This is a genomic window from Halomonas sp. HL-93, from assembly GCF_900086985.1.
In the GTDB taxonomy this organism is placed as follows: Bacteria; Pseudomonadota; Gammaproteobacteria; order Pseudomonadales; family Halomonadaceae; genus Vreelandella.
In genome coordinates this window covers 2,721,900-2,735,778 of sequence record NZ_LT593974.1, presented here as the reverse complement: position 1 = coordinate 2,735,778, position 13,879 = coordinate 2,721,900, and the positions used below count along the sequence as shown (strand labels likewise).

Annotated in this window: 9 protein-coding genes; 4 read left to right on the top strand and 5 right to left on the bottom strand. The window is 58.9% G+C overall.

The window, feature by feature from the left end:
• Nucleotides 1–285 precede the first annotated feature (285 nt).
• A complete protein-coding gene (locus GA0071314_RS12705; RefSeq protein WP_074396987.1) occupies nt 286–2,226 on the top strand; it encodes an autotransporter outer membrane beta-barrel domain-containing protein in 1,941 nt (646 codons plus the stop codon).
• 464 nt (nt 2,227–2,690) lie between these two features.
• Here GA0071314_RS12705 and GA0071314_RS12700 read toward each other — a convergent pair whose 3' ends face one another.
• Complete coding sequence (locus GA0071314_RS12700; protein ID WP_074396986.1) at nt 2,691–3,635, bottom strand: Rpn family recombination-promoting nuclease/putative transposase; 945 nt, start codon at nt 3,633–3,635, stop codon at nt 2,691–2,693.
• A 416-nt stretch (nt 3,636–4,051) separates the two neighbouring features.
• On the opposite strand from GA0071314_RS12700, the gene GA0071314_RS12695 reads away from it, so the two are divergent.
• The 3 genes from GA0071314_RS12695 to GA0071314_RS12685 all read left to right on the top strand — a co-directional run bounded on the left by GA0071314_RS12695 (nt 4,052) and on the right by GA0071314_RS12685 (nt 9,083).
• Nucleotides 4,052–5,476, top strand: a complete 1,425-nt coding sequence (locus GA0071314_RS12695; RefSeq protein WP_197668847.1) for an MBL fold metallo-hydrolase RNA specificity domain-containing protein — start codon at nt 4,052–4,054, stop codon at nt 5,474–5,476.
• Nucleotides 5,477–5,747: 271 nt separating this feature from the next.
• Entirely contained in the window at nt 5,748–7,583 is a 1,836-nt protein-coding gene (locus tag GA0071314_RS12690; RefSeq protein WP_074396984.1) for a hypothetical protein, read from the top strand.
• A 15-nt stretch (nt 7,584–7,598) separates the two neighbouring features.
• A complete protein-coding gene (locus GA0071314_RS12685) occupies nt 7,599–9,083 on the top strand; it encodes a hypothetical protein (RefSeq protein ID WP_074396983.1) in 1,485 nt (494 codons plus the stop codon).
• Nucleotides 9,084–9,266: 183 nt separating this feature from the next.
• On the opposite strand, the gene GA0071314_RS12680 is transcribed toward GA0071314_RS12685, so the two are convergent.
• From GA0071314_RS12680 to GA0071314_RS12665, 4 genes are read right to left on the bottom strand one after another with little or no spacing between them, the layout of a single operon-like run.
• A complete protein-coding gene (locus GA0071314_RS12680) occupies nt 9,267–10,457 on the bottom strand; it encodes an MFS transporter (protein WP_082934252.1) in 1,191 nt (396 codons plus the stop codon).
• Between the two features lie 3 nt (nt 10,458–10,460).
• Nucleotides 10,461–11,393: a hydroxymethylglutaryl-CoA lyase gene (locus GA0071314_RS12675; protein ID WP_074396982.1), complete on the bottom strand. Its 933-nt coding sequence runs from the start codon at nt 11,391–11,393 to the stop codon at nt 10,461–10,463.
• Between the two features lie 17 nt (nt 11,394–11,410).
• The gene (locus GA0071314_RS12670; RefSeq protein WP_074396981.1) at nt 11,411–13,348 is read right to left on the bottom strand and encodes an aconitate hydratase; all 1,938 of its coding nucleotides are present in this window, start codon (nt 13,346–13,348) and stop codon (nt 11,411–11,413) included.
• The gene (locus GA0071314_RS12665; protein ID WP_074396980.1) at nt 13,341–13,874 is read right to left on the bottom strand and encodes a TRAP transporter small permease; all 534 of its coding nucleotides are present in this window, start codon (nt 13,872–13,874) and stop codon (nt 13,341–13,343) included. Before GA0071314_RS12665 ends, GA0071314_RS12670 begins: the two co-directional genes overlap by 8 nt.
• Nucleotides 13,875–13,879 lie beyond the last annotated feature (5 nt).

The following is a 13,879-nucleotide window of genomic DNA, read 5'->3' as shown; positions in this document are numbered from 1 at the left end:
ACCTGGCTTTTTAGCCGGGTGTTTTGTTTTGTGGCGGGATGATTGGTAATCGCTCAATGAATTGAGCTCCTACGAACCCCAGCTGCGCCTGGCTTTTTAGCCGGGTGTTTGTTTATGTGGCGGGGTTATTGCTGGTCGCGCAACGAATTTCGCTCCTATGGGTCCTGCCAATGAAAGAGCCAGGTTTGCTGAGCGTTGAAACTTAATGATCTTTTCTTCTTTATTCCCCGTATTCACTGCCGATACGTTATTAACTACGCACAATTAATAACACTGGCTATCCTCATGCAAATATTCTTCTCTCGATTCCGCCCGACCCTCCTGGCTTCCGCCTGTGCCGCCGCGGCCTTTAGCGCCCATGCCGATGAATTGACCGAGTTTACGCTGGAAGACGACCACACCTTTGAAGGCTCCATGTCACTTAACTGGTTTAATTTTAATTCATCAAATATGGGGGAGGGCGACATTGGCTCAGGAGACAATAGCTTTAATTTTATTGCTCAGGAGTTGGATGTTCAGGCCACGGGTAGCTATTTGATGGGCCAAAGTGAGGCACCGGTCGATACCGTGATGCTGGTGTACCGGGGCATTTTTGACCCCGAGCAGCCAGGCACCGGGTACATTACGGGTAATGATGACTATGGCACATTAATCGATAATGCATCTATTGAGGTTGATTTAGAAGAGCTCGGCCTTGTGCCAGTCAGTTGCTCTGATGCGGAGCCAAATCCAGATTTTTGCCCGGGATTGAGCGTGGAACTGGACGATGGCGAACGCTACACGGTTGTGATTTCCACTTACAGCCAAGATGATCCGCTTGGCTACCCGCAATCTTTCTTCGTATATGGCCCTGGTTTTGTGGTGGTGGTTGGTGAAGATGGCAACCTTGAGGTCATCGTAGACGATGAAGACCCCGTGGTAGACAATGCCGTCTTCGAAGTACCCGTTGAGGGCAGCCGTAACCAGCCTTCTGGTGCTTACTTCGACCGCGTCGTCCGTGATCTGGGCTTGAACGACCCCAATAGCCCGGTGCTGAATGCGCTGGCGACACAAGCAAGTCTAAATGAAACACAGCGCGCTCGTTTCGTGGAAAGCATGAGCTCTAACGTTTCGCGGAATGGCGTGCGCGATGCCAGCCTGAGTGCCAACCGCAGCACACTCAACACCTTAAATAAGCGCTTCGCCAGTACCGGCATGGGCGGGCAGATGGGGGCCAACCTGAACCTTACTAATACTCTCGCGAGCCAAACCGCTCATCAACAGATGGAAGGTTGGCAAGCGTTGGGCGGTCATCAGGACGATGCCAGCGTTCTGCGCTATGGAGACCATGAGTCTGTTGATGGTTTAATCGGTGTGGCCTCGAAGCTATCACATCAAGGCGAAAGTTCGCCTGGCCAGTTCAGCAGTTGGGCGGAAGGTTATGTGAGCAGAGGTAGCGGCAGTGATTATGACTTCCGTCAGTATGGCATGTTGCTGGGTATGGACCGTTGGCTGAGTGATGAGTGGCTGGCAGGGTTGTTCCTGGGCGTGGGCCAGGGCCGGGTAAATGGCGATGATGCCGCCCAGGCAAGCACGGATATCGATAGCACAAGCGTCGGTGCCTATACCGCTTGGCGACGCGACGCGGTGATTCTGGATGCCACCTTGTTAGCGGGGTTTGCCGATAACGAGCATCGCCGTGAGATTGCCGGTGTCACCACTGGCATAGTGGAAGGCGACAACCGTAGCGAAAATGTGACACTCGCCCTGGGGGCCAGTTACGTTATCGAAATGGACGCTAACTGGGAACTGGTGCCCAACGCGCAACTGATGCATAGCTGGCTACATCAAACTGCTTATTCAGAGCAGGGTGATTCTGCGCTGGCCATGGAATACGGCTCGCAACGGCAAGATGTCTGGAATACCAGCGTAGGTGTAGACAGCGGCCTTTTGATGCGTCGTACGGACGATACCGCTGTGCATTTGACGGCGGGGTTGGCCTGGGGCATGCGCTCTCAGTCTGGCGGGGCCGTGCAAACGGCGCTTGGCGGCAACACAGGCAATGATGGTTTTGTCATTTCTCCAGACAACCGCACGGTACATAGCGCCGACGTTTCTACAGGGCTCAGTTGGGAACGTGAGATATCTGGCAACAGCAGCTTGGCCATTAGCGGTGAGTATGAAGGCTCGTTCTCCGGCCATGAAACCGAACACGGCGCTCGGTTAGCCGCCGCGTATCGCTGGTAACATACGGGGCAGGGTATAGGGATGATGCACTTGTGGGAGCCCGTCTTTTTGGGCAAAGGGGTTGTTGCAGGTGATTTTGGTGGCCGGGTGCTTGCTGGTTGCTCAATGAAATGCTTCCCTACGAAAGCTACCTGCACCTTTGATGACCTGGAGTTGAACTTTGATTTCGATGATTAAACTGAAAACAATGCTAAAGATGATGTTTCTCGGCGCCGCCGCGATGCTGTTAACCGGCTGTGGTGGGGTGCCGTTCGTGCCGCTGATTTAGTGGCGGGATCGTTGCTGATCGCGCAACAAGTTTCGCTCCTACGAAAACCCACTGACACCCAGCTTTTTAGCTGGGTGTTTGTTTCTGTGGCGCGATGGTTGGTGATCGCTCAATAAGTTTCGCTAATACGAGTTCAAGCCTGCATGTAGTTTTGTGGCTGGCTCCAGCCGTTTCAGAGGCGGAACCAGCGTAACTGTTAGTCTTTACTTTCTTTCTGTAATTGGGCGACGACTTCTATTGGTAGCCCTGTGGCTTCGGCAATTTGCTCAGCGCTGAGCACACCAAGCGCTAGCAAGTTACGCGCTGTAGTCCTTTGTGTTTCGATCTGGCCTTCCAAACGGCCTTTTTCTTCCCAGCGTTCGGGCCATTGCTTGATACGTTCTGCCAACATGTGATGTACCTCATGTAGCTCGTGTAAGTCATTAAACTCGGGCAATTCCATTTCAGGTGCCCGGTTAGGTAGCAGCACCCGGCGTATCCAAACCACAAAAGCTCGGCGAAGTGCTGTCTGCTCAGAGGCTTTAAGCCACTCTACCAGGGAGCCTAACACCTCCAGCATGTCCTGCTCATCGCGATTGTGCTCTAACCGAAAGAGTGCCGCTGCCACATTGCGCACTCTGTCTGACCAATCAGGGTCATTAACAATGGCCCCCTCGTCCAGCAACAGGTATTCAAGGTTTGGGCGGTAGCGCTCTAATCCGCCTGGTACTCCTTCGACCAAATCCGCTACGTTTTGTGCCGCTGTCCAGCGTTGTTCTCCATTGTAGAGTACTACGGGCAAAACGGGAGGTAACTTGCCGCTGGGCGCAAAGGCATTTTGGCGTATCAAGTCCTGATAAAGCAGCCCCAGGTAGCTCATGATCCGAACGGCCATGTGTTTGTCTTCGCTAGACTGGAATTCTAGCAGTAGGTAAACATAGAGCCAGTTATCACCCCAGCGTACACGCCAGATGATGTCATCTTCACGGTCGCGTAGTTCATCGGTAATGTATGAGCCGCTCACTTTTTCCAGCGTCGAAAAATCGAGCTGTTCTACCCAGTCTTCTTTTACAAAGCCGGTGAGTAAATCCCTAACCATCTCAGGATGTGAGAAAAGTAGCTTATAGCTGTGGTCGTGGCGGTGGTGAGGATGGCTAACCATGGACGCTCCTGTCTCGATGGGCAAAGCTTATCATGTGTTCTTAGTCTACGAGATACCCTCATCGCTGATCGCGCAACAAGTTTCGCTCCTACAAAACCCACTGACACCCAGCTTTTTAGCTGGGTGTTTGTTTCTGTGGCGCGATGATTGCTGATCGCTCAATGAATTGAGCTCTTACGAAAACCCATGTAGGTAGTCTCATGGATGCATCTAGCCGTTGTAGGAGCCAGACTTGTCGGGCGATGGGGTTGGGTATAGGTGATGATTAGCGGTGGCGGGATAATTGCTGATCGCTCAATAAATTGAGCTCTTATGAAAACCTCTATGCGGCTTCTAAAAGCGTCTGGCTCAGTCAGGCGCTTTTTTATTCAATGTGATAAATTTTTATTTAGGAATCGATAGATAAGGACATGAAGATGCAAGCGCAGGGAACGTGGCCGGAGATACGTCATCACGGTGGGGCAGGCGGGGTAACGGGTAGCTGTCATCAACTGATGGGAAGCAGTGAGCACTCGCTACTGGTGGATTGCGGGTTGTTCCAGGGGGAAGACGCCGCTGAGGATAGCCTGGCCCAGCTTGAAGTGGGCTTTGATATAAGCACGCTGAAAGCGCTGGTGATTACCCATGTGCATATCGATCACGTGGGCCGTTTGCCGTATTTGCTGGCGGCGGGCTTTAAAGGACCGATTCTGTGTTCCGAGCCTTCCGCCGTGCTTTTGCCGCTGGTGATTGAGGATGCGTTAAAAATTGGCTTTACCCGCAATGCGCGGTTGATCACTCAGTTTCAGGCCCAGCTTCAAAAGCAGTTGGTGCCGTTAGCTTATGGCAAGTGGCACACGGTGGTGGATGATAAGGCGCTTAGCATGCGGGTGAAGCTCAAGCGGGCTGGGCATATTCTGGGTTCCAGCTACGTTGAGGCGGCGCTAAATGATAAGGCAAAAGGTGCCAAACATCGGGTAGTGTTCTCCGGTGATTTGGGCGCGCCCTATACGCCGTTGCTGCCTGCGCCTAAATCGCCGTATCAGGCGGATGTGCTGGTGCTTGAGTCCACCTACGGTGACCGCAACCATGAAGGCCGCCGCGAGCGCGGCCAGGCGCTGAAAAACGCTATAGAGCAAGCGCTGACTAACCGGGGAACGGTGATTATCCCTGCGTTTAGTATTGGCCGCACGCAAGAGCTGCTCTACGAGCTGGAAACCATCGTGCATGCCGCGCCGCCATCGTCTGATTGGCGCTCGCTGGAGGTGATTGTCGATTCGCCGCTGGCGGCCCGCTTTACCCAGGTGTATCGCCAATTAAAACCGTTCTGGGATGCGGAGGCTCAACGCCGTTTGCGTTCAGGCAGGCATCCGCTGAGTTTTGACAATGTGTACACGGTGGATGAACACGACACCCATGAACAAACCGTGCGCTACCTGGCCGAAAGCGGCCGGCCGGCGGTGGTGATTGCCGCTAGCGGCATGTGCGCGGGCGGGCGCGTGGTGAATTATTTAAAGGCGATGCTGGGCGATCCGCGTCATCAGGTGCTGTTTGTGGGTTATCAAGGGGCGGGTACCCCAGGGCGGGACATTCAGTGTTACGGGCCCGAGGGCGGCTGGGTGGAGCTGGATGGCGAGCGGGTGGATATTCGTGCTGGCATTACCACCATCAGCGGGTACTCGGCCCACGCCGGGCAACGCGATTTGCTTAATTTCATCAAACGCATGCGCCGCTGGCCGCGTGAAGTGCGTTTGGTGCATGGCGATGACGATGCGCGCCAAGCGTTGAAAGCGGCCATTGAGGCCATGGCCCAAAAAGCTGGGCGGCAGATCGAAGTCGTTTTGCCTGCGTTGTATGAGTAACGTTTGGTGGCTTGATCATTGCTGATCGCGCACTGAATTGCGCTCCTACGAACCCCTCCTGTAATTAGTTTTGTGGCGCCTCCAATCCTTGTAGGCGCAAGGCTTCGTCGGGCTATGCGGTGGCTCGTTCGCAGCCTCGGAAGGTGAGGCGGCGTCATTACAAGTATTAGAGAATTGAGCGTTGACCACCTCACTAAAGGCGCCTAGTTTTTTTTAAATCTAACGGGTGACCACTGCTCTAGCGATCCGAGCTTACGAGGGTAGGAAAACCATGCATTGGATTTTAAATAATACCTTTCGGTTTATCTCCTTACCTCTTTTGCTCTGCTCTGCAACCACTGCCTTTTCTCAGGAATCGGCCAGTGCGGCAGACGTACTGGATATTGAGGAAATCGAACGCATCGCTGACATCGCGCGAGCGGGTAGCGACCCTCGCATAACGGCGAGCCTTGCTGATCAAAGTGGGCGAGACGAGAATCGCACGACTGCCACCCCGCCGGTTTTAGTATCCATCCAAGGTGATCCGGCTTTTGTCTACACGCGTGGCGCTAATTACGATGTGCCTGAGGGGGAGCCGGAATTCGTGATGCGTTGCCGCGGCGACGGCATCATTGACTTGACCAGCGTCGTCTCTCAGTTGATGGATGACCCCCTGGAACTGAACCCTGATGACGAGTATTCGCTCAACATTCGTCCCTACGGCCAGACCCTTGAATTTTCCATGCCGGTGGCGCTGGGGGAGCGCTTTTCCAGTGATCGGCATGTCGTTCGCGTGTCCGGATCGGCGCGCGCTGATGCCTCTTTCTTTACCCGCTTGAAGGGCACGACCAATTTTGCCTATCAACTGAAAAGAAACGGCGCGTTCTTGCCGATGAGCGGCGGCCTGGATTTCAGCACGTTTCGTGCGGATGTGGGTCCGCTCTTGGAATATTGTCGCGCTGGCAAGCCGAATCCACTGGAAAGCATCGATCTCGACGAGATCGTGATCGCAGAGAATAATTCAAGGCCGGATGAGGCGCCCACCGAGATTGATCTGTCATTCCTCGACCAGAGCCAGGCGCGAACCTTTCAGCGGATTTATGAGGGCCGCCGGTCTCCTTTGGAATCGTCGCTCCGTCCACGGATGCTCAACTATCTCGCATTCCACCTTGCTTATGGGGAGGGCTGTGCGTCGGCCACTGACGAGCCGATGTTTTCCTACAAGACGACGCCTCTCACAGAGGTTCAGACAGTGAGTATCCTTGAGGACGATTTTGCTCCGTTTGTCCTGACGGCTTCCACCTATGAGGACGTCAGCAGAGAAATATATGACAGCGAGCTGCGCAACGATTTTTCGTTCAGCGTTTTGTCTCAGCGGTTCGATGAACTTCTTCAGAGGCAACAGGAAGGCTTTATGCGCGTTTTCACCCATCACGGATGCTCGGGAGTCGTGTTCGACAGGCTCCGGCAGAATATTCGCGAAGACCTTCCTTGGTACGATTACAGCGACGGAGGCCGTGATGTCGTTGTAGATTTTGGGGGGCGGCAGTTCGACCTGTGGCTGTCACAACCGATCGATATCGCGCTAGCTCGAAACCCCGATGGTGCGCCTACGCCCGAGCCCGCGCTTACGCCTGAACGGCCTGCACCGGCGGTCGATTCGCGTGCGCCGTCGCTGGCAGGTCCTTTCACACCGAACGCCCAAGATATCCAGAACGCTATTCAGGCAAATGTGGATGTCGCTTTCCAAAGGCTGGATGCGATGGGCGACCAATGCAACACCTATCGCCGCGACAACAATCCTGTGGCAGCAATGATGTGTCTGTTCTCCGGAGGCGGTGCGATGAACTCAAGCACCGGCAACATGCGCATCACCTCCGTGAGCCTGGATCATTGCGTGCGGATGGAAGACCCTGACGTGTCGGCCTATTGCCGATATCGAGCCGACATGTCGATGACGGGGTCAGGCATGTTGGGGCAGGTCGCGTCGCTCGTGAATGCGGCAAGCGCTTTTAACCAATGGACCTGGGCCTCGTTTCGTCAAGACGGGCAGACCTGGCAACTTGTGGAATCATGGGACAATTGTCGAGTCGACGACAATCTCTTGCGATGCACCAGTCGACGGTAGACGGGGAGGTTTGCCATGCTCGCTTCACGATCGCTTCTCCCTATCCTTGCTATCGGCCTGGCTATGGCTCCAGTCCCTGCGGCTGCCTTCTTTATCGGCTTCAGCCTGCCGTCCCCAGCGATACAGGCAAACCTGGATATTCCTTTCTTCGAGGAGAGTGCAGCCGAACTTGTCCTTCGCTTCAATCCGGGGTCTGATGCGGTTGCGGACCCGGCGATTCGGGATGTCGTCGCGGCCGTCATGCTGTTGGGTATCGCGGACGAGGCGATTTTCCCGCGCACCGCGGGATCAACGGACCTTGAACTCTCTGCACCGGCCTTCACGGGGCCGATCATGGAATACCACAAGGCCCTTGTGGACTTCGCCGGCCCGGACGCCTCAATCGAAGCACTTGCGGAATCTTCTGGCATGATTTCTGGAAACGACGTCCCAGTGCTGAGCGGCCTTGATCCTGCGGCCATGGCGGGGGTGGGGAACGGGCGGGCGGTGTTGCGGCAAGGTTTTCGGCGGCTTACCGAGGCCGGTTACACGCTGGGTAGCGGAGCACGGCTTCTCACGCAAGATGGAGCGCCGGTCGAGCTTGATATCTCCATAGCGGGGCCGTTTTTAACCCTTCAACAACGCAACGCCCTGCGAGCGGCGACAGAGAACATGATGCGTTTGGGGATCACGGTTCGGATGCGAGAGAACGCGAATCCCGATACGACCACGCTATTGAAGGAAAGCGACGCGATAATCGCGCTGCAAGACTCCAACCTTTACGAATCGCTGCTTGGGTGGGTGCTGAGGCTGAATTGGGATAATACACCCGTCGACGCTTTTATTGAGGGCTTACCTAAGCCGCTCAGTTTTCATCAGGAACTCACTGTTTTTACGCTTCTTGACGACTATCTCACTGCCATGGGCTATGCCGTGTCGCTGGCCCACACAACGCCTATAGTCGACTACTCCGATAGCGCAGAGCGTGCGGTGCTCTGGCGAACGGCGGAAACACGTGCCTATCTTTCGAGGGTATGCGGCGAAGACTGGCGGGGCCTTTTTACCGGTTATACCGAAACCGAACTGGTGTTCAGGAGGCAGGATCACCCTCTTGTCATGTATCTGCCCAAACAGGGTGGGTCGGGCAAGGATCTAAGGGTGGCGCTGCTGGCGACTGAGGAGCAGGTCGGCATCCCGGATCAAGGCGTCGTGCGGGTACAGTCTATCGACATTCCGGTCGAGAGACTGGGGCGCACCCTCGTCTTCAAGGACCCTGCTGCGTATCTCGATTTCGCTAGGCGGATGAACCTTGAGCCCCCAAGCGACGGCGTCACGACAGTTCCCATGCTTTTCCAGGCGAGTATTGATGGTGAGTTACGCACGCAGCAGCCTGTGCGGGACGATCTCATCAGCGCTGATGCCCTGGTTGACCATGAGTTGGCGGGTGTGCCGTTATGTGCCGCAAAAATTTATGACGGCGACGAGGCTCTCACCTTCAGCCGCTTGGCGTCGGTTGAATAGCGCCCAGGTCGGGAGCTTGCAACGTCAACTCGGATATCAGCGGTGGCGGGATGATTGCTGATCGCGCAACAAGTTGCGCTCCTACGAAGCCCACCTGCACATAGTTCTGTGGCACCTCCCGGCCCTTGTAGGAGCCAGACTTGTCGGGCGATGGGGTTCTTGAACGTGTAATGAATTGCGCTCCTACGAAATCCGATCCATGCATCTAGCTCGCCTCGCTTGATGGATGAGCCAGAGTCCCGCTACCGAGATGCCAGCGAGGATAGCGAAGACGCTTGTATAGTCACCAACCACGCTGTGGAGCAAGGTAACCATAGGCAAGCCGAGCAGAACGCCGCCATAGGTGAAAACCAGACAACCGCCTGCGGCATCGGCGATGCGATGGGGTGGGGCCAGTTGGGTGATTTCGGCCAGGAAGACGCCGTTCCAGCCCAACGAGGAGAAGCTCAGTAGCCCCAGTAGTACAATGACCAGCCACTTGGGCCAGGCCGGGGTCATGGTGGCTACCAAAAGGGCTGCCACGGCGGTGGTACAGGCGATGATAGCAAGTGCCATCAAGCGGTCGCCCAGCCGGTCACCGATCTCGCCCCAGCCAATGCGCCCCACCACGCCGGTCACTTGCACCCCGGACATGACCAATCCCGCCTCTACCAGGCCGAAGTCCAGATCCTCTACCAGCAGTGCCACTGTAAATGCCGAAACCGAGAGCTGAATCGCCGAGAAGCACAGGCTAAGCAGCGCGACGTAGCGCAGCGATCGCTGCCGCCATACCACGTCGAGTCCGGAGAAGGGCGTTGCCAACCACGATGTGTCTGGGTCTCGCTGGTCATCCCAGCTCTCCCGCCGCCATTGCAGGGCGACAATGCCGAGCAGGGCGATGGCGCTGAGCAGGAGCAGCCCGGCCTGCCAACCCACCACCAAGGCCAGTACAGGCGCGCTGGCACCGGCGATCACGCCGCCCAGGGGCACGCCCGACTGTTTCACTGAGAAGATCAGGCCGCGTCGCTCAGGCGGGGTGAAGCGCACCAGCAACACTGAGGCGGCGGGATTGGTCATCCCGTAACCCAAGCCGGCAACGAGGGAGGCCAAGGCAAAGGTCGGCAAGGTCGGCATCGCCATCATGGCGGCGCCACCGCCGAGCAACGCCAGGGAGAGTTGGCTGGTGCGACAGGGCCCTAAACGTCGGGTGAGCGGCCCGCCCACCAGCGAGGTAAGCATGGCGCCGGCGAAGATTAGGCTCACCTGCAAACCGATAGTGGCCGAGGAGACGCCCAATACACCAGACAACTCTGGTGCGATGGCGGCCGGGAACAGCGCCACCAGCGAGGAGAAGGCCAGCACCAGCGTGGTCGACAGCAGCACGATGATCGGCACGGTTTAGCGCATCCGTTCTCGCGGCACCTGGCGCAGGTGGCTGGCGGTCTGGCCCCCGGGCAGGGCGGCGATCAGGTCGGCCGCCACGAGCAGTTTTGATAGATCAATCCCCGTGGCGACTTTGCCGCCCTGAAGGGCATAGAGCAGATCTTCGGTGGCGGTGTTGCCGGTGGCGCCGGGGGCGAAGGGGCAGCCTCCAAGGCCAGCGCAGGCGCTATCCACTGCCGTGGCGCCATGATGTATCGCGAATAGTGCGTTGGCTACGCCCATGCCGTAGGTATCGTGGCCGTGGAAGGCCCATGCCAGCCCTTTGCCGCCATGGCGTTCACGCAGCTGGGTGAAATGTTCAGCCACCTGATAGGGGCTGGCTCGGCCGGTGGTATCGCATAGTGCCACCTCCATTGGCAAGCCGTCTGCCAGGCGAGTGGCCTGGCTGAGGACGCGGTCAACCTGCTGCCAGTCGATGGTGCCTTCAAAGGGGCAGTCAAAGCAGGTGCCGAGGTCGAGACGTAACCGGGTCCCTTCGGTCTGACGCAGGCGCTCTGCCACTCGGCCGAAATCCTCCAGAGACTCATCGACGCTTCGTCGTACATTGCTGCGGTTATGGGACTCTGAGACCGAGACCACGTAGACGACCTCGCGTATGCCGTGCGCCAGGGCCAGCTCAGCTCCCTTTAGATTAGGCACGAGCGCCGAAAGGCGCAGTGCTGGTTGGTCGGCGAAGGCCTCGATGAGTTTGCCGGTGTCGGCCATCTGGGGGATGGCCTTGGGGCTCACAAAAGAACCGATTTCGAGGCGGGTGATGCCAGCATCGACGAGTGCTGAAATGCAGCGCTGCTTATCGATGGTGGGCAGCGGGTCGCGGATCGACTGGAAACCATCGCGGGGAGCAACCTCAACGATTTCCACGTTTGCCGGAGGGGCGAGCAGAGTCATGGGAGCGGTCTCGTCGTTCATGGTGTGGAAGACAGGTAGTTGATCACGCCCCCGGCGGCGAGAATCGCCTGCTGGCGGGCGCTGAGCTCGTGGCGCAGGGTGAGCGTCTCGCCGTTATCCAGTGTTGCCGTGACCTCGCGGCTGGCGGCGAGCGCTGCGCGCCAGCCCTCGATACGCACCCGGGTACCCCGGCTCAATCGCGCGCGGTCGGCCGGGTCGGCGAAGGTCAGCGGCAGCACGCCGAAGCAGGGCAGGTTCTGCCAGTGGATGCGGGCGATGCTCTCGGCGATCACCAGCTGCAGGCCCAGCAGGCGCGGCACCAGGGCGGCGTTCTCACGACTCGATCCCTGGCCGTAGTTGGCGCCGCCGACGATGGCATGGCCGGCCGCCCCCTGCTCGCGGGCGCGGGCGACGTAGTCAGGATCGACGGCCTCAAAGAGGTGCTCCGCCGAGGCGTGGACATTGCTCCACAGCGGCAGTACTCGCGCGCCGGCGGGCATGATGTCGTCGGTGGAGATGTTGTCGCCCACCGTCAGCATCACCGGCACCTCCAGGGTCTCGGGCAACGGGTCGATCAACGGCAGCGGCGGGGTGTTGTCGGTGGCCAGAAGCTCTACGCCCCGAGCCTGCTCGGCGGGCAAGGGCGGTTGGAACCAGGCATTGTCCAGCGCCATGTCGATGGGCTCGCGAGGCCTCGGGTAGGGCATGTCGAGGCTACGGGGGTCGGTGATCACGCCCTTGAGCGCCGAGGCGGCGGCGGTCTCGGGGCTGCAAAGGAAGACGCTATCTTCGCGGGTGCCGGATCGACCGGGGAAGTTGCGTGGCACGGTGCGCAGGCTGTTGCGGCCCGCCGCCGGGGCCTGGCCCATGCCGATGCAGCCGTTGCAGCCGGGCTGGTGCAGGCGGGCACCGGCGGCGACCAGCGCGCCCAGGTGGCCCTCGTCGATCAGCGCGGCAAGAATCCGCCGAGTCGCGGGGTTGACGTCCAGGGAGACGTTGCCAGCCACGTTCCTGCCCTTGACGATCTCCGCCACCACTGCGATGTCGCGGTAGCCGGGGTTACCGGAGGAGCCGATGTAGGCCTGGTAGAGCGGCTGTCCGGCAACCTCGGCCACCGGCACCACCTTGTCCGGGCTGGAGGGCAGGGCGATCAACGGCTCGAGGCTCGATAGATCGATGCGCTCCTCGCGGTCGTAGCGACAGCCCGGGTCGGCGGCGAGCGGGGTCCAGTCGGCCTCGCGACCCCGCGAGCACAGGAAGTCGCGGGTCACCTCGTCACTGGGGAAGACACTTCCGGTGGCGCCCATCTCGGTGCCCATGTTGGCCAGCACGTGGCGGTCCATGGCGTCGAGCCCGGCCAGACCGGGGCCGTAATACTCGAGGATGCAGTTCTTCGCCCCGGCCACGCCGTGACGGCGCAGCAGTTCAAGGACGATATCCTTGGCGCTGACCCAGTCGGGCAGTTCGCCCTCCAGGCGCACGCCGACGATCTCCGGCATCGGCAGGTAGAGCGGCTGGCCGGCCATGGCCATGGCCACCTCGATGCCGCCGGCGCCGATGGCCAGCATGCCCAGCGCACCGGCCGCGGTGGTGTGGCTGTCGCAGCCCACTAGACTCTGGCCGGGCACGCCGAAGCGCTCCATGTGCACCGGGTGGCTGATGCCGTTGCCTGGGCCGCTGTACCAGACCCCCAGGCGCTCGCAGGCGCTCTTCAGGAAGAGGTGGGAGTCGGCGTTGATGTTGTCCTGCTGGATCAGGGTGTGGTCGATGTACTGCACGCTGGGTGAGGTGTGCACGCGGTCGAGGCCCATGGCGTCGAGCTCGAGCATGACCAGGGTGCCGAGGATGTCCTGCAACAGCGCTTGGTCCATGCGCAGGGCGATCTCGCCGCCCGGCGTCATGTCGCCCTCCAGCAGGTGGTCCTTGATCAGTTTGTGGCTGAGGGTATCAGACATCGCCGGGCTCTCCCTTCGGTGGTGGTGCGGCGTCGGGGTGCCGGACGCGACAAGCCGATCGCCAGGCATCGAGCAGGAACTGCAGGCCGAGCAGGCCGAAGCCGAGGGGCAGCATGGCATAGGGGATGCCGATGGGGGTGCCCAGCGAGCTGGAGACCCGCTCGCCGTACTCGAAGGCCTGACTCATCATGATGCCGCCCCGCCAGACCATGATGAAGCTAAAGGTCGCCCCCAGCAGGCCGATGGCCACGCCGACCAGGGCCTGGACGCGTACCGGCAACTTGTCGGCGAAGAACTCGATGCGGATATGGGCGTCGTGGCGCTGGGCCTCGGCCGCCCCCATTACCGCCAGGTAGACCAGCAGGAAGGAGTTGATCTCCAGGCTCCAACTGGTCGGGGCGGAAAAGACGTGACGCATCATGGCGTCGTAGCAGATGGTGAGCGCCATGAAGGCGAGCACCAGGATCGAGGCGCCGCGCAGGACGGCCATCAGGCCGTCCCAGCCGCGCATGACGTAGGATGTCATGGCGT